Origin of the sequence: Massilia sp. LMS1-1-1.1, assembly GCF_040815535.1 — a bacterium.
Taxonomy (GTDB): Bacteria; Pseudomonadota; Gammaproteobacteria; order Burkholderiales; family Burkholderiaceae_D; genus Janthinobacterium; species Janthinobacterium aestuarii.
This window is the reverse complement of record NZ_JBFPNG010000012.1, coordinates 1-22,177: the sequence shown is the minus strand read 5'-3', so window position 1 is coordinate 22,177 and position 22,177 is coordinate 1. Positions and strand designations below refer to the sequence as shown.

Below are 22,177 nucleotides of genomic sequence, written 5' to 3'. Positions count from 1 at the left end.
ATATTAACTGTTGGCAATTAATTATGCCATTAAAATTGCTCTGACGCACTACACTGAGGGCTTACCCTTACGTTGCTTTGTGGATCCCGACAACTCTGCAGGTGCGCGGCGGTTGAGCACGGCCATGCCGATGGCGCCGATGCCTAGGAAGACCAGCGCAATGAACTGCGCCTGCGTGAACTGGATGCCGGCCAGTTCGAACTTGACGTTGACCCGGATCTCCTTGATCAGCAGGCGCTCGGCGCCGGCAAGCACCAGGTAGACCGAGAACAGCCAGCCCGCGCGAAACGGATGCTTGCGGGCCGCCCATACCTGATGCACCGGTATAACTGGATACGGCCGCATCAGTTCAACCAGGGACTGGCACCGGCCGTCTTCGAAGAAAAACTTAATATAGTGTCCGGGATGGGTTGACCACTACAGTGCAAGTCGAACACTGCAGCGGCGAACCTGTAGGTGGGCTCGCGACGGACGGCTTGCGGTCAGTGCCACCCGTAGAGTAATCTGTACGTTCATCCACGACTGGCTCTTCCATGACAGTGATCGATCTTGCTTTCCTTAAAGATAGTGTTGAGCCGTTTGAGGAGTTTTTGCTCAGCTTGCCCATCGGAACTCTATTCACTGGCGAGCTTTACAAAATCTCTGATGAGCGCTTCCCGGGCCTCAGTTTGGAGGGCTTTTCGGAAGAGCCGATGTGGCTCGACGCAACCAGCGTTGGGCGCCTGTTTATGGCTCCCGACGGTTCTACTGTCGCTGCGTTGAACGTATCCGAATGTGACGACGGCACCCCAGCAGGCGTCAAGATGATTTCGGATAATGAGTTCGTTCAAGAGGATGAGCCTGTTACCATTGTCGCGTATCAGGATGAAGGCGGTCCGCACGTCCGGATCGACTCTCTGCATTTGGTGCGTGTCATGCTTAACAAGGACGCGCCAGCGCGGTTCTGCACTGTCGCTTTTGGGCTTATGGCCTGTACAGCGTATCGGAACGGCTTTACGAAGATATCCCTCTTTGCTGGCGGGAACGGGCCACCCCCTGTCGATCTGGAGGATGGTGACCTCATTGGCTATTTTGTCTGGCCTAAGTTCGGTTTCGACGCGCCGTTGCTTCCAGTCGACCTGAATAGGGCGCCAGCTCACCTTAGGGGGTGCAGCAACGTCCTTGATGTCGTCGAGGCTGACCCGGCGTGGTGGGAAGCCCACGGGCGCGGTCAGGAAATGTACTTTGACCTGACCGCCGGCAGCACCTCATGGAAGGTTCTGCTAAACTACATTTACACAGTTCTGCTGGAGAACGACGATGAACACGAAGAAGAAGCTTGAAGCTGAGGCCATCGCGAAGTATCGCGCTGGTGCGGCGCGTCGTCGTGCGCAAAAGAACCTCGAGAAGGCATTAAGCGCGACCGCTCCGAATGCGTTGGTGGGGATCAATTACGCAGTCGGGATTGTAACGATCAAAAAGCCAGCCAACGCAAAGCCTGTTTCCAGCATGGGCGGCGCCACAAAGGTTTTTGGTCGCTCACGTTTCGCCATTCCTGAACTCGGCCACTACGCCAAGCGCTCGACGCGCTGATAAATGGACCGAGCCCTTGCCTAATTTTTCTTCCCAATTGCCACCAACACGACAATAGAAATTGAAATGTCGATTTAGTCGCCGGGATGACCGACTTGGGCTTCCGCTGGGCTGTTGCAGAATTTTCTCTGCTGTGAGCCTGGCCGCAGCGACGGCACCAGCGTCGCGTTCGCCTTCAGGTCGGCGTAGGTCACCCGTTCGAACGTGCTCGGTTCCTACCGCCGTACACCCAGGGGCGAGGCCCGGCTTACCAAAGGTAAAGCGCATGGTGATTCACTCTGCCAGAAACAAAGTTTTGGAGGTAATCGCGCGCCTCCAAGAAGTCGTTAATCAACGCGACTACCCTAGCATGCGACTCCTCGAATCGTTCAGCCAGTCCTGGGGCGGCGCCAAAGCCAGGCTTATTGCAGTGGTAGTATCCTTGACTGGTGTGCCAGGACCACAGGTCGGTAACCTCGGCTTTAATCGCCTTTAGAGTATCCAATAGGCGCTGTTGTACGTTGACGATGTGTGGGAACAGGCCGCTGTAAGGCCGCAAAGGCAATAGTGGCCACGTCTCAGCCCAAATCCGGTCAATATGGTGAATCGTGGGGACAGGAATCGCCAAGACTTGCCAGTGAAATTCGAAGCGAATGGATTTGGTCCAGGCCAGGAATTTTTCTACTTTTGCAGCTGCGGCTAGAAAGTCGATGCTGCTCGGTTGAACAGAACTGAGGGTACTACCTTGAAGTGCCTGGCACGCGGCCGCCTGCCACGAAGGCAAGGTCCCGAGCGGGAAAAATTTTTGCGCAATGTCCACAACGGTCGAGCAATTTCTGCATAGCCAAGCACCGTTTTCATAGGCCTTCTTTTGGTCAGCCGTTAGGTCGTTATCGGCACGCTCACCGCCCTCATTCGGTGATGCTGGTGCATCATGTGCTGCTGCACCGAGGTGCTTCCATTTACCCGCCATTTGATCGAAGAAGTGTGTTTGCTTGTTACATCCGGGCCGCACGCACCGGAACTGAGCAGCTTGTGCCAGGTCTATTTTGGTATTGCGGGAAAAGTCAAAATCTCTTGTCATGTCATTTTCTTCCCGAATGTTGTCACGCATCAAAGGTTTTGATCGTAACGCGCGAACACATTCACGTCTAGGAAAAGCAAATGAGCGAAGACACTGAGTAGGATGCCGGCACGCCTGACTCCAAACCGATCAGCTGCAAACTACACGACGTGCAGGGAGGCCGCAGCGACGCTGCGCGGGCGCGCGCCGATTGCGTCGTCAAGATGCTTTCCACGATTGCAAACGAAATCTGAAAAGTATCGTTCGCAGATGCGCTGCAAAGCGCCTTAGACAGTAACGCTATTGAGTAGCGTCAAATGGCACAGGTAAAGAATTAATATCACTGTGATGCACTCCAGCTAAATGACCATCCCCGCAGTAGCGGCGTGACGTCAGATAGCTTTGGAGTGGTTGCTTCAATCTTTGGCACAGCAATTTGAATGTCCCAAGCCGCTGGCAGCGGCTCCTGGTCAGGAAGTATCGGCTCGGCGAACTCTCCACGCTGGCGTGCGGCTAAAACTTGGCAGCCGTGTTGCGCAGCGCGCAAGAATTCATACGTCAGAGTTTGTATGCTCTCGCCGGTTTCATCGACTAATCGATAGCCGCGGAACATTGTCAACTGCTCAATAACCGGAATAAACGCTGATACATCGCCGGAAACTACAGCATTTTTTATGGTAGTGAGGACAGCATCTACGTCAGCCGTGAATTCATCAGGCTCGTTGCTGTGAGCCCATCGCTCTTGGCGGCTCCGCGCAGTATAGTCTGCTGAAAGCCCCGCGAGATACAGAGCAGACAATTGTTCCGCAAGGCGGGGGCGATCTGCCTTCAGTGACTTTAATCTTGTTAACGGATCTTTTTTCAGATACGCATCGATGGCATCTTCAGCACTACGTCCGAGCGCTAACTGCTGCCGGGTCGACTGAAAAAGCTTGGTACTTTGAGCTTCGAGCTCGGCCCATTTTTCTTTCGCAAGACTAAACTGACGGCCCAACGCTTTTTTTATAACGGTCTTGCCCAGAGCATCCTGCAGATCAGCAGGAATCGTTTTCAGATAGACATAGCCTGACGGGGTTTTACGCAGGTTGGGGAGCATATCGACCTCTTTCGCCGACGTCGCTCTCTGCTTAGGACTTGTACCAGTCATTTGTACCAAAAGGTTGAAAAACCTCTCGATAATAAGCGAAATCAATCACTTATGGTGAACTGGCGGAAGCGGTGAGATTCGAACTCACGAACAGTTTAACCCGTCGCTAGTTTTCAAGTCTTCAAAATACTTCATACGTTTCAGATGCTTACACGCGATTTCGTTCCGCACGCAATGTTTTTCCAGCACCTTACAATGCACTGTTTTCGCCGCCCCGCATGGACGATGCGGAAACGTTTTCTTATGAAAAAGTAGATCTGTATAGCCAGAATTTTTCGGTCAACCGGCTTCCAACTACCTGAAGTTCGATCCCCTCCACCTAGCTCATTCGGTGGAGGTAACTGTTAAAGTCAGAAAAATCATGATTTCTCATTCGCACGTATTTGAATACTAGCGGCAGCCCCAACAAGTGAAAAGGAATATTTCTTAAAATAACCCAATATAGCCTCAAAAAAATCTAAGAAACCATAGACTTCATTTCCGAAATTATATTCTTTTGTTGAATTTTTTATAACCTCAGGCCCAAGCAAACCTAATGCTTCATCGTGATCAATCACAAATCCATGATCTTTATAATGATTAACAAAATGGTTTGCCAACATTGAATAATCCTTACCCTCTGGCAGTTTTTTTCCACGCATCAATCGCTCAGCATATTGAGCTGCAGATTCGGAGATTCGATCAAAGTATCCTAAATCGTTCAAGTCAAGCTTGTTACCTAAATACTGGGCCCACATCGCAGATGAACCGGGGAATTTTGCTGATAGCTCTGCAACTTTATTCAATGCATTCGTCAAACCAAGAGCCGGATAACCATTAATCTGTGGATCAATTGGACCTAGTTCACTCATAAGGCCCATGTGAATCTCATCAGCACCTAAAGCAAGAAGGGTCGCTGCTGATTTTGCACGACGTGGTACAACAACTGCAAACTTCTTGGCGGATAGACTTTTACACGTTTTACTTATCAAGTAGGCGGGCTCGATTCGACCACCACCGCTTTGAACCACTAAAAGAATATCTCGTGGATTTGATACTTGCGATGCCGCCGCCTCATATATTGCATTTGAGTGCCGACTCGAAATCGAGGAATCGTCGTACAGGTATAGAATGTGGTAATTACTTAAATCATATTTCTTTGCTATGTCATCAAGGTGCGATGCAACAGCACGCTTGATTTCGTCGTCGCTCGCCTCCTTAACCAAGTCCAAGAGGTCGCCAATTTTAGACAGGTCGCGTGGTGGCGGTGGTACGGGCGGTGGTGCTGGCGGTACCGGCATTGGGAGTGGTGAAGTTTTTGGAGCAGCAGGGGCTGCCTTACGTTTGTTTGCTGGTGAAGTAGCCATATGAAAATACCAAAAATTTAAGATAATTTAATGCTAACACCAATCGTGCTCAATGCAATGTTAACCAAACGAAATTACCATTTTCATGCCCGAAAACACAACAAATCCTCTATTTTCACGGCACCTCACAAATTAAGAGAGGTACAGGTCCGCCTGTGCATACAAACTGATGCATTGTGTGTTGTAGAAGTGGATTCGATTCCCGCCGTCTCCACCACTGAATTGTTTAGAATCAAGTAGTTAGCAAGAAGTAGGCTGTCATTATTTGGGTTGTTTTTGGGCTGTTCTAGCCTAAGAATGACAACAAAATGACAGCCTTTTTTATGTGCTCCCCGTACACCATAGAGCGGAACCCTGCACTTTGATCGTAGCTCCGCGCCGATACACTGATGAAGCAGTAGCGTATCTTAGAGCCTAGTTTAAGAAAGCTACGCCAAAAGTTGCGCCGCTCTGTCGCCGGCGAACGAGAATAAAAGGGCCACCCGAGGGTGGCTCTTTTAGTTTCATTTCCGCCTAGCATTTAATCAGGAACACCCGGATAGGCTACGAACTCAATTGTTTCTAGAAAAGTGAGTTGGGAGGCGCAACATCAGGCTTCGCAGCCGGTTTAACTCGTGCTCGAGGGGGCAAGGGATCAGGCCGCGCTATGAGGAAGTCAACAGGATATTGCCGATAAACATCCTCTTCGGACGCCAACGAGCCGTCCAGCCAGCCTTGGTACTGGTCAGGGTCCAGGATCATCACCATACGCTTTTCGTCGTCGGGCTTGTGGAAGCGCTGCATCAGCGGATGCCCGTCGGCATTGATCGTCAGCATCGAGAACGACAGCAGCTGATCCGTCGGCCGGTATTCCCATATGCCAGCAATAGCCACCGTCCCACCGTCCACGCGCTCGATGCGCCAGCGCACAGGCTTGCCGGTTTCGTAGTTGGGTTCGAAGAAGTTGGCAGCTGGGATGATGCAGAACTGCTTGCGCTTCCAGGCGCTGCGGAAGGAGGGCTTGGTGGCCACCGTCTCCGTTCGCGCGTTGTAGGTCTGACGGGCCAGCTTGTGGTCCGCCCAATGGGGAACTATGCCGAACATGGCAGGGGCGATTTCTAGCTCACCGGGCGCTTCGTGTGACCCGCGCACGATTGGCGCCATGTAGCCAGGCCATGCCTCAGGCGGCAGGTCAAGCAGCGGGTATCCCGCACGGAAACTTTCCTCGATCTGCTCTTTACGGCTGGGAGTGTAATCGGCACACATAAAATCACTTTTTAATATAACTACTGAAATTTATTTCACATTATAAAAATAATCGCACAAAACCTCTCTCATTAACCATAAATATCCAAAAAAACTATAAATTCGGCTTATTTTCACTCAAACTTATAAGTCTATGCAATATTAAATTCTGCTTTGCCAAAATATCAGTTCTATACCTTCCGCCTGGAAAATCAATCTCTTTCAAAATTCCAAATGTCAAAACGGCATTTATGAAGTCATCAAAACAATCCTCCTCTAATACACCACTATATTGCTGAATTTCTCCTTTAGTTAAGATAATATTTCTAGTGTCGGTAGCATAGTCCAATTCAACAAGCCGACTTGCCAACTTTCGAAGATTAGAGAATAATTCCGAGTTGGCAAATTTTGCATACATCTCCCTCTTCATATGATCTGGCTGAAATACACCACTCTGCCATAAAGCGCTTATACTATTTGCCCAACTTGTTGCCCCATTTAAACCAAAAGATACATTCTGAAAGACAACGCTTTTAAAGCGATCATTGACTCGTTCAGCGTTATTTTTTATCATACTAATTTGATCAGCGTAACTATTTCTAATTACTGCCATCTCTGCCTCTAACGATTTATTTGTCGCTATTAAATCAGAAAAATGATATTCCTTTTCAGCAACAGACATTACATCTTTTTTCTGGCGCCAAAATACAAAACGACGCTCCAAATTTTTAAAATACATACCAATTATATTTATCAAAATATCAATAAATGGAAATATAAAAACATAGAATAATCCAACACATATTGGAAGGTATGCGATATACCAATATTTAAAACCAGACTTATACAATGAATTATCTATGTATTCTATTTTCTGAGCATAATCCCCACCGCCGAAAATAACCATAATTAACTTATAATTAATTATCGGCCAAGATATAATCACCGATGACATGAATGAATTGCTCATTCTAACTTTTAGGACATTTAAAATATTATCGACAACGTCAGGCATATTTATCTTCCCATATCATTATTTCACATGATATTGACATAAATAGAAAAATATGGCAACGCAAGTAATGCTTTTTCTCATGGGACAAGAGGGTCTATAGCGGCGTGAGGGGTATTCACATATTTTTTCCTCCGCTCAATTAAGTACGAGCTCCCGACTATCCCGTCATCCAAGGCCGATGCGGGTAGCCTGCTGAGATCATAGGCTGAGCACTGCAGAACCACCCTTTTACATGTACTAAATGACGCGCGCTCCATTCCAAGGTGCCGAGGACGTTGCGATGGCGCAGTTAACCCCACCAGCGCATGAAAATCTTCCGTCCCACACCATCACACCACCCGCCCGAAAAATCGCTCAAAGTGCGTCAAAATGCGTCAAATCGCATGCCCCCTTTTCGCCCCGCCGCGCCAGTCCTCATGCGCCTTCGGCCATGGCGCAAATTTGAGTCAAAAGAGCCCTATATAGCGGGCAGGTGTGGAGGGGGGACAACTGCGCGCGCCGGGCCGAAACGGGGCTTTTTTCTTGCATCTAGAGCAACATCATTCGTCCGGACGTGAAAAAGCCGCCTCGTGGGCGGCTTGTGCGGTGGCTGGGGCGCTCTGGCGCGGCTGGGCTATCGCGGCCCCGCCCTGCCGGCTATCGCGGCGTGGCGGTCATCCTGGGTGGCCGGCGCGGATCATCGCCGCCTGTTCCTTGTCGTAGTCATCGCGGCAATCCACATCACAAAACAGCAGCGCGGGCACCAGCGCCTCGTCGCAGTAGTGGCAGCACCCATGCGCCGCCAAGGCGGGCCGACCACGCACGGCGGCCAGGCCGCGCGCCACTTCGGCAAAGATGATCTTGTCGGTGTTGTCGATGTGATCGCTCATTGCGCGCCCTCCCCGCCCGTGGCCAGGTCATACGGGGCGAAGCGCACCACTTCCACGCCGGCCCATTCGTTGATCGCCATGAACTGTGCCTGCAGCGGCACCAGTTCATTGCGTGCGAAGACGCGCGCGGCAGGCTCGACGGCGCCGAAGCCGCCGGCGTTGTTCGGCAGGATGCCCATCAGCTGCGGCGGCACGCGGTGCGCGGCCAACTGGTCATCGCGCGTGACGCTCTTGATATTGAAAAACTCGTCCTTGGCGGCCACGTCCGACACGGGCAGAATCTGGATGCCGTCCTTCTTGCCGTTCGGCGCGTACATGAACAGGTTGCGGAAGTTGCCCGGTCCCTTGCTGTCGCGCATGGCCTGGCGTAGGTTGTCCACGTCCTGCGTGTTCGCGGCGGCATCCGTCATGTAGAAGACGAAACCAGCGTGCGAACCGTTCTTGTAGTACTTGCGGCGGAACAAGGTGGCCGCCTCGTTGAGCCAGGCCGATTGCAGCGCGCTCAGGTACTGCGGCACGCCGTACAGCTCCTGGTTGACGTCCGGCTCCATCAGGTGAAACACGCGGCCCTTGTCGAATTCATGCACGGCCTGGTAGCCGTTCACGAAGAAATACGTGTCGAGGTCAACGCCGCGCCGCATGTACTTGGCCAGCGCATGCTGGTACGCCAGCGCCTTGCCGCTGCGGCTGGGGCGGTCTTCCAGGTAGGCATTGCCGAAGGTCAGATAGTCCAGGGCCATGCGCTTGAATCCATCGCGCGACAGGTATTTCGTCGGCATCAAGGTGGACGTCAGCACGTTGGCCTTGAAGTGGATGGCGCTGCTGTGGTGCACGCCGGCATTGAAGGACTTGGCCAGGCCGGCCAGGTTGACGGGCGGCTCGTACCAGTGGCCGTTCTTCCAGCATTCGAAGCAATCCAGAATGTCGGCGTGCTCGAGCACAGGCGTCGGGTCGCCGAAGGAAAACGCCTCGATGCCGGCGGCGGCCGGCGCCGTGGCCGCTGGTGGTGCGCTCTCGGCCTGCCGGCCGCGCAAGTGTCGTGCTTTGCTCAAGAATAAATCTCCATGAAAGAGTGGTGGTTGTCGGTGGTGCCTTCGAATGGCTCGTGGTCGAGGGCGTGCATGCAGGCCCACGCCAGGTCGGCGTGGCCGGTTTCGTCGCTGCGGCCGGCGACATAGGTCACGTGCCGCCCGCTTGGAGTGAGGGTCTTGTGGATGGCCATGAAGGACTGCGCGATGTCCGTCCAGCCGGCGTCGAACTCCAGCCGCCCCTTGCTGATGATGTTTTTGGCCTTCAAGACCATGCGGGTTTTGACTTCGGGCGAGTAATTCAGGGCCGTCACTGCCGGGAAGAAGCCCCGCACGATGGGCAGCACGCCGATGCCCATGCCCGTGGTATCGATGCCGATGTATTCGACGTTGTAGCGCTGCGTCATCTGGCGGATGGCATCGGCGTGGTCTTCGAAGCTCTGCCCGCGCCACTGGTGGCGCTCCAGGATGCGGAACTTGCCGCCGGCCGTCATGGGCGGGGCCAGCACGACGCAGCCGGCGCTGTCGCCGTTCAAGGCCGGGTCGTAGCCGATCCACACGGGCCGGTTGCCGAACGGGCGCAGGCCCAGCAACGGTTTGTAGTCGTCCCACTCGACCCAGGAATCGACCATGCAGCGCTGCAGCTCGGCCAGCGGGAAGACCGAGGCCGAGTCGTCGATAAAATTGCACATCAGCAGGTTGTCGAACTGGTCGGGGCTGTATTCGAAGTTGCGCAGCTCGTCGATGTCGAACAGGTTGCAGCCGCCGCGCTCGGCGTCCAGGATGGTGACGATCTGGCGCCAGATTTTGTCCTCGCCCGTGAAACCCGACGACAAGCGGCCATGGCTCACATCGATATTCACCTGGTCCACCTTGGCGCGGCGCTTGTTGAACAGTTCGCCCGTCCAGAACGGGTAAGCCTGGTGCGTGGTCGAGGATGGCGTTGAAAAGTAGGTCTTGCGCCATTTCTTATGAATGGCCATGCCCGAGGCCACCTTGTTCAACTCCTGGAAATTCTGCGTCCAGAAAAATTCGTCGAAGTAAAAATTGCCGTGGTAGCCCTGCGCCGTGCGTGCGTTTGTGCCCAGGAAATACAGATGCGCGCCGTTCGGCAGCACGATGGGGTCGCCCGTCAGCTCGATGCCGGCCGCCTCGCGCGCGAATTGCACGATGTATTGCTTGAAGACGTGGGCCTGCGACTTCGATGCGGACAGGAAGATTTGATTGCGGCCCGTTGCCATGGCGTCGGCCAGCGCCTCGCGGGCGAAGTACCAGGTGGCGCCGATCTGGCGGCTTTTGAGGATGGCGCGCGTGCGCTGGTCGCCGTTGCGATACCAGACCTTTTGATAGTCGAACAGCGAGTCCTGGAAGGCGCCGAGCAGCTGGATTTTCTGTTCTTCGCTGAAGTCGTTGCGCGTCGGCTTCTTCTTGGGCCCCGCGTTGCGATTCGCCAGCTTCGGGTTCAAGTCCACCTCGTTGCCGCCCGGCTGCTCGTAGCGGCGCACGCGCGCCATCTGCACGATGGTGCGCGCCAGCAAGTCGATTTCCTTGTAATCGCTGCCAGTCTTGACCTCTTTTTCGACCAGCTTGATGATGCGCAGCTCGACCGCGTTTTCGACGTGCTCGATGCCCTGGGCCTTGTCCCACTCGTCGCGCTCTTTCCAGCTATTGATGGTGCTGCGCTTGATCCCCAGGTGGCGGGCGATGGACGAAATACGCCAGCCCTTCCAGTACAGGGCGCGCGCGGCACGGCGCGGCTCGGATTCGGGCACGGCCAGTTCGGCGATTTTCTCGTCGGGGGTTTGTTCGCTTGTTTTCTCGATTGTCAGCATGCCGCCAGCGTAGGCCGCGCGCGCGCGGAGCGGGGAAAGACAAAAGTCGCTATGGCCCATAGCAACCCGCCCCGCATTGAATCGCAGGGCCAAGACGTTGACCATGGCGTTATCCGATCAACCGAGAACGACCATCATGTCCAAATCGAAATTCTTCCGCGTCGCCACCGAAGGCGCCACCACGGACGGCCGCAACATCGACCGCGCCACCATCGAGCAGATCGCCGCCACCTACAACCCGAAAACCTACGGCGCGCGCATCTGGCTGGAGCACATTCGCGGCATCCTGCCCGACAGCCAGTTCAAGGCCTACGGCGACGTGATCGCCGTCAAGGCCGAGGAAGTCGACACCGACAGCGGCAAGAAACTGGCCCTGTTCGCGCAGATCGAACCCACGCCGGAACTGGTGGCCATCAACAAGGCAAAACAAAAGCTGTACACCAGCCTGGAAATCCAGCCCGATTTTGCCGACTCTGCACAACCCTACCTGGTCGGCCTGGGCGTCACCGACAGCCCGGCCAGCCTGGGCACCGAGGCGCTGCAATTCTCGGCCAGCCGCAAGCTGCAAAGCACCAACCTGTTTACTTCCGCCGTCGAGGTGACGCTGGAATTCGAAGAGCAGGGCATCAAGCTGGCCGACGCCGTGAAAAACCTGCTGTCCCGCTTCTCCAATAAATCCGGCACCGACGCCGCGCAGTTCGCCGACATCAGCGAAGCCGTGCAGGCGCTGGCCGGCCACGTCGTTACCGCCAACGACAACTATGCCGATGCCCTCAAGCGCCTCAATGCCGCGGAAAAGGCGCAGAAAGCGACGCAGGACGAGCTGGCCACCTTCAAGGCGCAGATGGACGAAGCGCCCGGCAACGGCCCGCGCCGCCCGGCCGCCACCGGCAACGACGGCGCCGTGCAGACCGAGTTTTAAGCGCGCGCGCCATCCAACAACACCCCATTCAACAACGGAGCACTGATTTATGAAAAAGCAAACGCGCCAGGTCTTTGGCCAGTATGAAACTCGCCTGGGCCAACTGAACGACACGGACAACGTGGCCAAGACGTTCAGCGTCACGCCCAGCGTGCAGCAAAAGCTGGAAACGAAGATGCAGGAATCGAGCGAGTTCCTGTCGAAGGTCAACATCATCGGCGTGACAGAGCAGGAAGGTGAAAAGCTGGGCCTGGGCGTGTCCGGCCCGATTGCCGGCCGCACCAACACCAAGGACAAGGAACGCAAGACGCGCGACCTGTCCACCCTGGACGGCACCAAATTCCGCTGCGAACAGACCAACTTCGACACGCATCTGAACTATGCCAAGCTCGATGCCTGGGCCAAGTTCCCCGACTTCCAGTCGCGCGTGGCCAATGCCATCCTGACGCGCCAGGCACTGGACCGCATCGTCATCGGCTTCAACGGCGTCAAGGCCATGGCCGATACCGACCTGGACGCCAACCCGCTGCTGCAGGACGTGAACAAGGGCTGGCTGCAGCACTTGCGCGAGCTGGCGCCCGAGCGCGTGCTGGGCCTGGTCGCCGCCGGCATGCCGGGCAAGGTCATCATCGGCGACGTGGACGGCGCCGACTATGCCAACCTCGACGCGGCCGTCACCGATGCCGTCAACCTGCTGGACCCGTGGTATCAGGAAGACACCAATCTGGTGGCCATCGTCGGGCGCAAGCTGTTGAACGACAAGTATTTTCCGCTGGTCAACACCAAGCAGGCGCCCACGGAAACCCTGGCGGCCGACATCATCATCAGCCAGAAACGCATCGGCGGCTTGCCGGCCGCGCGCGTGCCCTTCTTCCCGGACAACGCCATCCTCATTACGCGTTTCGACAATCTGTCGATCTACTTCCAGGAAGGCGCGCGCCGCCGCCGCGTCGAGGACGTGCCCAAGCGCGACCGCATCGAGAATTACGAGTCGTCGAATGACGCCTACGTGATCGAAGACCTGGGCCTGGCCGCGCTGGTGGAAAACATCGAGCTGAAAGACAAGTGATGGCCAACCAGTCCCCCGCCCTGCGCCACCGCGCGCGCATGCTGGCCGAGCGCACGGCCGGCGCCGCCACGCCGCAAGGCGTCACCACCGGTACGGCCTACGAAATGATGCTCTACAAGCTGGCCGACGACCGCCGCCGCCTGAAATCCATCCAGTCGGTGGAACGCAAGATCGAGGTCAAGGCCACCTTGCTGCCCGACTATGCGCAATGGATCGACGGCGTGCTGGCCGGCGGCAAGGGCGCCCAGGATGACGTGTTCGCCACCCTGCTGGTGTGGCACATCGACACGGGCGAGTACGACCGCGCCCTGGTCATGGCCGAATATGCACTGGCGCACAAGTTCACCCTGCCCGATACCTACAGCCGCGACATCGCCACCCTGATGCTGGACGAGTTCGCCGAAGGGTACTTGCACGGCAAGCTGGCCAGCAATCCGCAACACGCGGCCCAGGTGCTGGGCCAGGTGAAACAGTTGACGGCCGCCAGCGACGCGCCCGACCAGGCCCGCGCCAAGCTGCACAAGGCCATCGGCCTGGCCATGATCGCCGTACTGGATCAGGCCGACGACACGGACATCGCCCCGGCACTGGTGGCGCAGGCGGAAACGGCCATGGCCCAGCTGAAACGCGCACGCGCCCTGTCCGAGTCCTGCGGCGTCAAGAAAGATATGGAACGGCTGGAGCGGCGCCTCAAGCGCGCGGCCGGTTCCACGTAAAGAGCATCCCCCGCAGCACGGCGGCACGGGGGGATTCTGGCTAACGTATTGGCAACAATCTCGGCCTGATGAACCCCGTCCACCGCCCCCTTTTGAAAGCGCCCCGTATGTCCTTCATGGCCCTGCCCCCGTCCATCCCGCCCGGCACCGCGCCGGCGCCACCGGCACAGCCCATCGGCATCATCGAGAACGACGGCTGGTTTCCCGATGTCGCGCTGACCGATCTGCGCGACGCCATGCGCCTGGACGGCACCGTCACCGACGCGCGCCTGGTGCAAGCCGTGGTCGATGCCATCCTGCACGTCAACCGCGAACTGACCGACTGGCAGGGCAAGCAGGCGGCTATCGGCATCACCGCCCTGGTGGACGTGCCGGCCACGCGCATCAACCGCGAATCCCGCTTGCTGGCGCAGTACCGGCGCGCCGTCTACAGCACGGCCAAGGCCGATCTGATCGAGCGTTACCGCGATTACGACAGCACGGCCACCTCCGTCAGCGACAAGAAAAGCATAGAGTGGCTGGACGAAGCGCCCGGCGCGCAGCGGCGCAATGCGCAATGGGCCATCGCCGATATCGTCGGTCGCACGCACCTGACCGTGGAACTGATCTGATGCAGGTACGCACGCAACAGCACGACACGGTAGACGCCCTGGTGTGGCGCTACCTGGGCGACGGCGCGGGATACGTCGAGCAAACCCTGGAAATGAATCCCGCGCTGGCGCGCCACGGCGCCGTGCTGCCCGCCGGCCTGGTCGTCACCCTGCCCGAACCGGCGCCTAGCACGGGCCAGGTGGCCGCAGCAGATCTTGTGCAGCTATGGGACTGACCCTGGCATTCACCCTTTTATCCAGCATGAAAAATCTATTACCCCTCTCACCGGAGAATCAAGCAATGTCCGCAGAATCGTTTGGTGGTTTCGCCACCCTGGTCAAACTGTACGGCTTCAAGGCGGCGCTGGGCATGGTCGGCGCGGCCATGCTGTACATCGTGCTGCCGCCTCTGAATGCCGACGGCACCTTCAACAAGGGCGAATTCGTCGCCCGCCTGGCCTGCGCCGGCGTGTTCTCGTGCCTGCTGGGCGGCACCGTGTACCAGCTGCTGTGCGCCCAGCTCCCAGCCATCGGCGCCATGGTCAACGCCTCCGCCATCGACCTGATCGTGGGCGCGCCCGGCTGGTGGGTATCGCGCGCCGTGGCCCTGTGGTTTCAGCGCCGCAGCGACAAAGACATCGCCGAGCTGGTCAAAGACGCGAAGGAACACTGATGGCCACCACCGAAAACTTACTCATCGCGCGCGTCATCGACGCCATCCTGCGCGCCGAGGGCGGCTATGTGAACGACCCGCAAGACAAGGGCGGCGAAACCAATTACGGCATCACTGTCGCCGTGGCGCGCGCCAACGGCTACACGGGACCGATGCGCGACCTTCCCGTGACGGTGGCGCGCGCCATCTACACGGCCCGCTACATCACGGAACCGAAGTTCGACCAGGTGCTGGCCCTGCATGCCGGCATCGGCGCCGAAGTGATCGACACGGGCGTGAACATGGGGCCGCACCGCGCGGCCGAGTTCCTGCAGCGCTGGCTGAACGGCTTCAATGACACGGGCGCCCGCTATCCCGCCCTGTTCGTCGACGGTCGCCTGGGCGCGCAGTCGCTGGGCGCCCTTGCATCCTTCCTGAAATGGCGCGGCCAGGACGGCGCCACCGTGCTACTGCGCGCCTTGAACGGTCTGCAGGCGGCGCGTTACCTGGAAATCACCGAGGCCAACAAGACCCAGCGCCGTTTCCTGTTCGGCTGGATCAAGGAACGGGTGGCCATGTGACCGCGACCACCTGGCGTCCGCTGGCCGCCTGCCTGCTGTGCGGCGCCATCGCGGGCTGGACGACGCAGGGCTGGCGCAAGGACGCCAGCATCGCCGAACTGCAGCGAGCGGCCGCCACCAGCAAGACCAATGCCGCCACCGCACTGGTCCAGGCCACCGCTCGCGTGCTCACCTTGGAGCGCGCCGCCGGCGGCGCCCTGGCGCAGCGCGCCGACCACCTCACCCAGGAACAAACCCATGCGAAAACCGAACGTGACCATTTCAATGCTGACGTGCGCAGCGGCGCTGTGCGCCTGTCAATCCCCGTCGCCAGCGGCCACTGCGCCGCCACTGCAGATTCCACCGCTGCCGCAGGCCATCGGCATCAAGCGCGCGCCGAACTTGACGCAGCGACTGCGGCAGCTCTTGACGCCATTGCCGGCGAAGGCGACGACGCCACCCGCCAGCTCAACTCCTGCATCGACGCCTACAACCTAGTACGAGACACCTACCATGTACAAACCGAATAGCCTGCGCCAGCACCTGGCCGCCGCAATTCCCCAGCTGCAGCGCGATCCCGACCGGCTGCTGGTCTTCGCCGACGAGGGCAATGTGGTGGCGTCGGCCACCGCCTCCCTCTCCTTCGAATATCGCTTCAAGCTCAACCTGATCGTCACCGACTACGCGGGCGACGCCGACGCCATCATGGTGGCCCTGATCGCCTGGCTGAAAGTCCACCAGCTCGACCTGATGGCCAACGAAGAAACGCGCAAGCATGGCATCGCCTTCGAGGTCGATTTTAATAACCATGAAACGGTCGATATTTCCATCAAGCTGGACCTGACCGAGCGCGTGACCGTCAAGTCCGGCGATGCGGGCCGCCTGGACATCAAGCACCTGGCTGAGATACAGCACATGCCTGCCTATGCGGACGAGTTTTGGAAGCTATATGACGGCGAGACCCTGCTGGCCGAATGGCGCACGCCCGAGGCGACGCCATGAGCGGCGACCTGCACGCATTGGAAGCCTGGGCCGGCGCCCTGCTGGCCAAGCTGCAGCCGGCCCAGCGCCGCGCCATCAATCACAAGGTGGCCATCGACCTGCGCCGCAGCCAGGCACAGCGCATCAAGGCCCAGCAGGGGCCGGATGGCACGGCCTATCCGGCGCGCAAGCGGCGCAAGGAATTCAAGGGGAAGAATGGACGGATCAAGCGGCAGAAGGCGGCGATGTTCGCCAAGATTCGTACTGCAAAACATCTGAAAGTAAAGGCGACCGGCGACCAGATCGAGGTCGGCTTCTTTGGCTGGGTGGCGCGCGTGGCGCGGGTGCATCAATTTGGACGTCAAGAGCATGTCACAAAAAAAGGGCCCTCATATAAATACCCGGAGCGGCCACTGGTGGGATTGAGCAATTCTGGCAAATCATTAGTGCGAGAGTCTTTCCTGCACCATCTTTTTACAAATACAGATAATAAAAAACTCACAAACATTAAATTTTAACAACTAATTTCTTAATTTTATTTCCCACTATTGTTACAAAGTGTGAATTTCACAACAGAACAAAATGATATTATTTCCTATGAATTAATCATGATTGAAATTACACTTTATTTAAATATTAAATTAAAACAAAAATAGAGGAAATATGACTAAAGATAATTGTCATTTTAAGTTTAAATATATTTCACATAGACATTTAATATATATTTTTATATTATTAATACTATTTCCGATAGCAAATTTTTCTGATGCTAAAAATAAGCCTATTTTTCATAGGCTTCTAGATGGTGGTGATGATAGTTCGGAATCGCGTGACATTATTATTGATAACATTCCAGCTATCGAAATCCATGGAGAGCGACTTCCGAGATACGAACCTCCAGCGCCTATTTTCAGACCACCACCACCTACACGCTATGGAGATGGGCACAGTGATCCAGCACCTAAGAATCCTGGGAGAAAAGAAACAGCAGAGCCTGCCACGACAGATAGCAGTGCACCAACAGATTGCTCAGATACAAATAATACCAATCCAATGACTGGTAATCCGGTCATTATTTCTACAGGAGAAAAATACAAAAATGAGGTTGACTTTTCTGCGGGAAATAGTTACGGGCTGAGTCTGCAACGGACTTACCGCTCTTTTAATTCCAGTGCCACCATGTTTGGTCCAAAATGGCTCTCTGAATATGATTATCCAAGACTAGCCCCTTCTGGTTGCTATCGCCATCCGGACTTTGGCAATCTGTGTATTCCAACAGATGTTATTTTTACCAGACCAGATGGTGCAAACATCACGTACACAAGGATGATGGCCGGGGGAAGCCTAATATATCGGGCAAAGAATGCTGCCTCGAGGGGACGCATGACGTATAAGCCGACGAATCGTACTTGGACTCTTATTCTAGATCAGAAGACATATTCATTTTCTGCAGCTGGAATGATTCAAAAAATCACCAATCCTGGCGGCGCAAACTTGCTTGAATTTATTTATGGAAGCAATTCTGAGCAGGCTACCCGTATCATTAATATATCAGGACAAACTTTAGAGCTAACTTGGACAGATGGTCGTGTAACGAAAGTTCGAGATCCTGCTGGTAACGAATGGAACTACTTATACAACTTAGCAGGAATGTTGATTTCCGTCACCTCCCCAGGACAAAATCCTGATATACGTACATATTTCTATGAGGATGGCAGTGATCCTCGACTATTAACTGGTATTGCAATCAATGGCATCCGCTATAGCACATATCGTTATTATGCGGATAAACGTGTTCAAGAAAGTGGGTTATCCGACGGAGAGGAACGGGATACCTTTTCATACTCTTCAAACAAAACAACTGTAACCAGTGCAAAAGGTCAAACAGTAACCTATTCATATGTACCTATCCAAGGAGGACTAAAATTATCATCTATCTCCCGAGAAACAACAACGACATGCCCTACCGCTAATTCCGCCACATTTTATGATAGTAACGGATGGGTTGACTATACCTTAGACTGGAATGGAAATAAAACAGATTATCTATATGACGTAAGTGGAAAGTTGACACAGGCCATAACTGCTGCCGGCACCGACGCTGCGATAACGAAAAACTACAGTTGGTCTGGAGATTATTTATCTGAAATAACCATGTTAGACGAAAAAAATATTCCTTACGCCAAGGAGGCATATTCGTATTTCCCTGTTTCAGGAACTCCACAAGATGGGAAACTAGCAAGCATTATCTCAAGCGATTTACGCGTCGGCGGTCAACGACAAATAAATTACACGTACACATTCCATGCGAACCGAGTTCTAGCGACACAAATAGTTAAGAAAGCACTTCCAAGTAGCGAAGCGCAAACAACGTATAACTATGATGGATCAGGAAATCTCATATCCATCATTAATCCATTAGGTCATCAAGTTTCACTTGGCGGATATAACGCGCTAGGATTTGCCACCTCAAAAATAGATATCAATGGAATAGCTACGACATACAGCTATGATTCAATTGGGAATCTCATTGCCGAGAGTAAAAATGGGCGCACAGTCACTTATACATACAATCATGCTAGACAGGTCAGCACGATAAATTATCCCGATGGGAGGATCGATCGTTTTCAATATAGTGCCAGTGGTCGCTTGGAATACATAGGGAACGCGCTGGGAGAACTCGCACGTGTAGCAGTCGATGTTCCTAGCAATAGTGTGCGTGTCAGCTCGCCCTTACATCACGCCGATATAATCGGCAGTCAACCAGTGGCAGTTCCCGCAGGTGAGCTGAGCTCCACGACGCAACTGGATACGTTAGGCCGTTCATATACCGAGCTTGGAAACAACGGGCAGCGCATCGAGAAGCGCTACGATCTTAATGGCAATCTTACCAATGTCACCGACGCTGCTGGACGCAACACTACATATGCATATGATGCAGCCAATCGCATCGTAAGTCATACAACACCAGATGGCGGCGTGACCACAATAACTTACGATTCAGAAGGTAACGTAGCATCGGTGACCGACCCGCGCCCTCTGCAGACGCGTTACACGTACAATGGTTTTGGCCAGGTCACCAGTATGGTCAGTCCAGATACTGGTACTAGTACATTTGGCTACGACAGTGCCGGTCGCTTGGCGAGCGAAACACGTTCTGATGGTAGAGTTACGGTGTACACGTGGGATAAGCTCGGTCGCCAAGTTTCGCGCAGTAGTAGCGGGGAAACAGAGAGTTTCACCTATGACGAAGGGCAATTCGGTAAGGGATATCTGACAGGATTCACTGACCTAACGGGACAGACTGGCTATGCCTACAATGCCTTCGGACAACTGACTGCACAGGCCAACAAAATATATGGTGCCACCTATACCACCGCATGGGATTACGATGCCTCAGGTAGGCTGAAAGGCATCCATTACCCTTATGGGACACGCACATTTTACAATTACGATGCTTATGGCCGTGTCAGCGAACTCTTAACAAATGCGACTGGCGTATGGACGAAAATTGTGGATTCAGTACTATATCAGCCAGTCAGCAGCAAGCCTTATGCATGGCGATATGGGAACAATTTACCGCGCAGAGTGACTCTCGATACGGATGGCCGTATTACGCAAATTTCTGGCAGTGTGGAAAACGTCGAATATCGTCATAGCAGTACGAATCAGATCATTGCCATGATCGATTCGGTTGATCAAAATATGACGCAGGGAATTGACTATGACGCGGCTGATCGAGTGGGACTGGTGACACGCCCGAGCGACTATCAGAGTTTCTCCTGGGATCAGGCTGGCAATCGTATCGCCCAGACCCGAAAGGGCAGCAATTATAGCTTTGTGCTAGATAACACCAGCAACCGCCTCGCATCTTGGAGTGGCAACGGGGAGTTTCGCAACTTCAGTTACAACCCCGTGGGTACGCTAGCGAGCGAATCGCGCCATGATGGTACGCGTGCCTATACCTATGATGGTTTCAACCGTATGCGTGGGATTCTCGTGAACGGCAGTTATGTTGCCGACTATCGTACCAATGCGCTCAATCAGCGTGTACAAAAAGAAAATTCTGGTGGAATTACGCTGGCTATTTATGGTCCAAGCGGAGAACTCTTGGCAGAAACCGGTACGCAAACCAGCCACTACTTCTGGTTCAATGGCGAGCTAATCGGTATGTCCCGTGCCAACCAGCTCTACTTCAGCCATAACGACCATTTGGGCCGTCCGGAAGTCATGAGTAATACAAGTGGTGGAGTCGTCTGGCGCGCCGCCAACGCCGCGTTTGATCGAAAGATAGTAATCAACAATATCGGTGGCATGCCGATCGGCTTTCCGGGGCAGTATTACGATACTGAGTCAGGCCTGTGGTACAACTGGAATCGTTACTATGATGCTTCACTGGGGCGATATTTGCAGAGCGATCCTATTGGGTTGATGGGTGGATTGAATACTTACAGCTATGTCGGCGGAAATCCGCTTTCATTTATCGACCCCATGGGACTCGATGTGACTATTGCTCGCTATCCAGGAGCAAATGGGGCAGGTCATGTAGGCGTCGGCGTTAACTCGACTAGTACAATGGGCTTTTATCCAGTAGCTACAGCCTCAAAATTGTCTATTGTAACTGGGCAACCAGTCCAAGGAATTATGCAACCCGACACACTCAATCAGGAACAATCCATAACAATTCAAACAACAGCAATTCAAGATAAAGCCATACAAGATTTTATTGATTTCCGCAGAAGAAATCCTGGCATGTACGATTTATACGATAGAAATTGTGCAACTACCGTACGAGATGCACTTAGGGCTGGAGGAATAAATACACCTGCGACAATGCTTCCTGGAACTTTAATGAGAAACCTACAACAACAATTCGGAGGCAGGCGATAATGACATTTTTAAAATTTACAGCCATATTTTCGTTCGCAGGGTTTTTATTTCCAATACTTATTCGCATTATTTGGATCTTCGTAGAAAAAAGCAAAGATATCGATTTTATCTTTATCTTCCAACAAATCACATTTTTGCTGTGGCCGACATTTTTGATGGTTCTCCCTGCAAGTCAAGACCCTAGAACTGAAATACAATTTTTTCTTTTATCTCTATGTGCAAATGTAATCTTCTACAGTATTTTTGGAATGCTATTTTGGCTTGGTTGGCGCAAACACTTTGCATATTTTTTTATTGCAGGAGTTCCATTAGTTTTAATATGGTGGTGGCTTTTAAATCTATAAAAACTTCACAATAAAAAACATCATTCATTTTTTTTAACTCTTAGGCGCTAAGCCACATATCAACCCGCCCCCGCGTGCATCCGCACGCGGACTTCGGCAACATGCACTGCATGAACGCCGACCTGTCCGACCTCCTCCGCTTGCTGCAAAACCTGATCCGCCTGGGCACCATTGCCGAGGTCAAAGGGGCCAAGGCGCGCGTGCGGCTCGGGCCGACACTCACCACCGAATGGCTGAACTGGGCCACGCCACGCGCCGGCAGCACGCGCACCTGGTCGGCGCCCACCGTCGGCGAACAGGTGATCGTCTTTTCCCCGGGCGGCGAGCTGACGCGCGGCATCATCCTGCCCGCGCTGTACTCGCAGGCGTTTGACGCGC

General features: G+C 54.4%; 23 protein-coding genes. 14 read left to right on the top strand and 9 right to left on the bottom strand.

Features of this window, described 5'->3' with window-relative positions; translation table 11 throughout:
• Positions 1–48: 48 nt before the first annotated feature.
• Complete coding sequence (locus tag MRBLMS1_RS10060) at positions 49–345, bottom strand: hypothetical protein (RefSeq protein WP_485880101.1); 297 nt, start codon at positions 343–345, stop codon at positions 49–51.
• A 188-nt stretch (positions 346–533) separates the two neighbouring features.
• On the opposite strand from MRBLMS1_RS10060, the gene MRBLMS1_RS10055 reads away from it, so the two are divergent.
• Both MRBLMS1_RS10055 and MRBLMS1_RS10050 read left to right on the top strand, forming a co-directional pair.
• A complete protein-coding gene (locus MRBLMS1_RS10055) occupies positions 534–1,322 on the top strand; it encodes a hypothetical protein (protein ID WP_485879283.1) in 789 nt (262 codons plus the stop codon).
• Positions 1,300–1,572 carry a hypothetical protein gene (locus MRBLMS1_RS10050; RefSeq protein ID WP_485879282.1) on the top strand — a complete coding sequence of 91 codons (273 nt, stop codon included), beginning with the start codon at positions 1,300–1,302 and terminating at the stop codon, positions 1,570–1,572. Before MRBLMS1_RS10055 ends, MRBLMS1_RS10050 begins: the two co-directional genes overlap by 23 nt.
• Positions 1,573–1,819: 247 nt before the next feature.
• Here the strand turns inward: MRBLMS1_RS10050 and MRBLMS1_RS10045 are convergent, their stop codons facing one another.
• The 8 genes from MRBLMS1_RS10045 to MRBLMS1_RS10010 all read right to left on the bottom strand — a co-directional run bounded on the left by MRBLMS1_RS10045 (position 1,820) and on the right by MRBLMS1_RS10010 (position 11,075).
• Positions 1,820–2,665: a hypothetical protein gene (locus MRBLMS1_RS10045; protein WP_485879280.1), complete on the bottom strand. Its 846-nt coding sequence runs from the start codon at positions 2,663–2,665 to the stop codon at positions 1,820–1,822.
• Positions 2,666–2,954: 289 nt separating this feature from the next.
• A complete protein-coding gene (locus tag MRBLMS1_RS10040) occupies positions 2,955–3,710 on the bottom strand; it encodes a DUF6538 domain-containing protein (RefSeq protein ID WP_485879278.1) in 756 nt (251 codons plus the stop codon).
• Positions 3,711–4,120: 410 nt separating this feature from the next.
• Positions 4,121–5,107 carry an SDH family Clp fold serine proteinase gene (locus MRBLMS1_RS10035; RefSeq protein ID WP_485879276.1) on the bottom strand — a complete coding sequence of 329 codons (987 nt, stop codon included), beginning with the start codon at positions 5,105–5,107 and terminating at the stop codon, positions 4,121–4,123.
• 561 nt (positions 5,108–5,668) lie between these two features.
• Complete coding sequence (locus tag MRBLMS1_RS10030) at positions 5,669–6,352, bottom strand: SOS response-associated peptidase (RefSeq protein WP_485879274.1); 684 nt, start codon at positions 6,350–6,352, stop codon at positions 5,669–5,671.
• A gap of 94 nt (positions 6,353–6,446) precedes the next feature.
• A complete protein-coding gene (locus tag MRBLMS1_RS10025; protein ID WP_485879273.1) occupies positions 6,447–7,346 on the bottom strand; it encodes a hypothetical protein in 900 nt (299 codons plus the stop codon).
• A gap of 653 nt (positions 7,347–7,999) precedes the next feature.
• Complete coding sequence (locus MRBLMS1_RS10020) at positions 8,000–8,215, bottom strand: hypothetical protein (protein ID WP_485879271.1); 216 nt, start codon at positions 8,213–8,215, stop codon at positions 8,000–8,002.
• Entirely contained in the window at positions 8,212–9,267 is a 1,056-nt protein-coding gene (locus tag MRBLMS1_RS10015; RefSeq protein WP_485879269.1) for a phage portal protein, read from the bottom strand. Before MRBLMS1_RS10015 ends, MRBLMS1_RS10020 begins: the two co-directional genes overlap by 4 nt.
• The gene (locus MRBLMS1_RS10010) at positions 9,264–11,075 is read right to left on the bottom strand and encodes a terminase ATPase subunit family protein (RefSeq protein ID WP_485879267.1); all 1,812 of its coding nucleotides are present in this window, start codon (positions 11,073–11,075) and stop codon (positions 9,264–9,266) included. The genes MRBLMS1_RS10015 and MRBLMS1_RS10010 overlap by 4 nt, the downstream gene beginning before the upstream one ends.
• A gap of 133 nt (positions 11,076–11,208) precedes the next feature.
• On the opposite strand from MRBLMS1_RS10010, the gene MRBLMS1_RS10005 reads away from it, so the two are divergent.
• The 12 genes from MRBLMS1_RS10005 to MRBLMS1_RS09950 all read left to right on the top strand — a co-directional run.
• Positions 11,209–11,997: a GPO family capsid scaffolding protein gene (locus MRBLMS1_RS10005; RefSeq protein WP_485880058.1), complete on the top strand. Its 789-nt coding sequence runs from the start codon at positions 11,209–11,211 to the stop codon at positions 11,995–11,997.
• Between the two features lie 49 nt (positions 11,998–12,046).
• Positions 12,047–13,066: a phage major capsid protein, P2 family gene (locus MRBLMS1_RS10000; protein ID WP_485879265.1), complete on the top strand. Its 1,020-nt coding sequence runs from the start codon at positions 12,047–12,049 to the stop codon at positions 13,064–13,066.
• Positions 13,066–13,782: a phage terminase small subunit gene (gpM, locus tag MRBLMS1_RS09995; RefSeq protein WP_485879263.1), complete on the top strand. Its 717-nt coding sequence runs from the start codon at positions 13,066–13,068 to the stop codon at positions 13,780–13,782. Before MRBLMS1_RS10000 ends, gpM begins: the two co-directional genes overlap by 1 nt.
• Before the next feature lie 107 nt (positions 13,783–13,889).
• The gene (locus MRBLMS1_RS09990) at positions 13,890–14,393 is read left to right on the top strand and encodes a head completion/stabilization protein (protein ID WP_485879261.1); all 504 of its coding nucleotides are present in this window, start codon (positions 13,890–13,892) and stop codon (positions 14,391–14,393) included.
• Positions 14,393–14,608 carry a tail protein X gene (locus MRBLMS1_RS09985; RefSeq protein WP_046682368.1) on the top strand — a complete coding sequence of 72 codons (216 nt, stop codon included), beginning with the start codon at positions 14,393–14,395 and terminating at the stop codon, positions 14,606–14,608. Before MRBLMS1_RS09990 ends, MRBLMS1_RS09985 begins: the two co-directional genes overlap by 1 nt.
• A gap of 65 nt (positions 14,609–14,673) precedes the next feature.
• Positions 14,674–15,045, top strand: coding sequence for a hypothetical protein (locus MRBLMS1_RS09980; protein ID WP_070224671.1), 372 nt, complete (start codon positions 14,674–14,676; stop codon positions 15,043–15,045).
• Positions 15,045–15,605 (top strand): glycoside hydrolase family 108 protein, encoded by a 561-nt coding sequence (locus MRBLMS1_RS09975; RefSeq protein WP_485879259.1) that lies wholly within the window; start codon positions 15,045–15,047, stop codon positions 15,603–15,605. Before MRBLMS1_RS09980 ends, MRBLMS1_RS09975 begins: the two co-directional genes overlap by 1 nt.
• Positions 15,602–16,114, top strand: coding sequence for a lysis system i-spanin subunit Rz (locus tag MRBLMS1_RS09970; RefSeq protein WP_485879257.1), 513 nt, complete (start codon positions 15,602–15,604; stop codon positions 16,112–16,114). Before MRBLMS1_RS09975 ends, MRBLMS1_RS09970 begins: the two co-directional genes overlap by 4 nt.
• Complete coding sequence (locus tag MRBLMS1_RS09965; RefSeq protein WP_485879255.1) at positions 16,098–16,586, top strand: phage tail protein; 489 nt, start codon at positions 16,098–16,100, stop codon at positions 16,584–16,586. Before MRBLMS1_RS09970 ends, MRBLMS1_RS09965 begins: the two co-directional genes overlap by 17 nt.
• On the top strand, positions 16,583–17,083 hold the full coding sequence (locus tag MRBLMS1_RS09960) for a phage virion morphogenesis protein (RefSeq protein WP_485879253.1): 501 nt from the start codon (positions 16,583–16,585) through the stop codon (positions 17,081–17,083). The genes MRBLMS1_RS09965 and MRBLMS1_RS09960 overlap by 4 nt, the downstream gene beginning before the upstream one ends.
• A gap of 145 nt (positions 17,084–17,228) precedes the next feature.
• Positions 17,229–21,455, top strand: a complete 4,227-nt coding sequence (locus MRBLMS1_RS09955; RefSeq protein ID WP_485879251.1) for an RHS repeat-associated core domain-containing protein — start codon at positions 17,229–17,231, stop codon at positions 21,453–21,455.
• A 445-nt stretch (positions 21,456–21,900) separates the two neighbouring features.
• The coding region (locus MRBLMS1_RS09950) for a phage baseplate assembly protein V (protein ID WP_485879249.1) at positions 21,901–22,177 on the top strand (277 nt) is incomplete at its 3' end.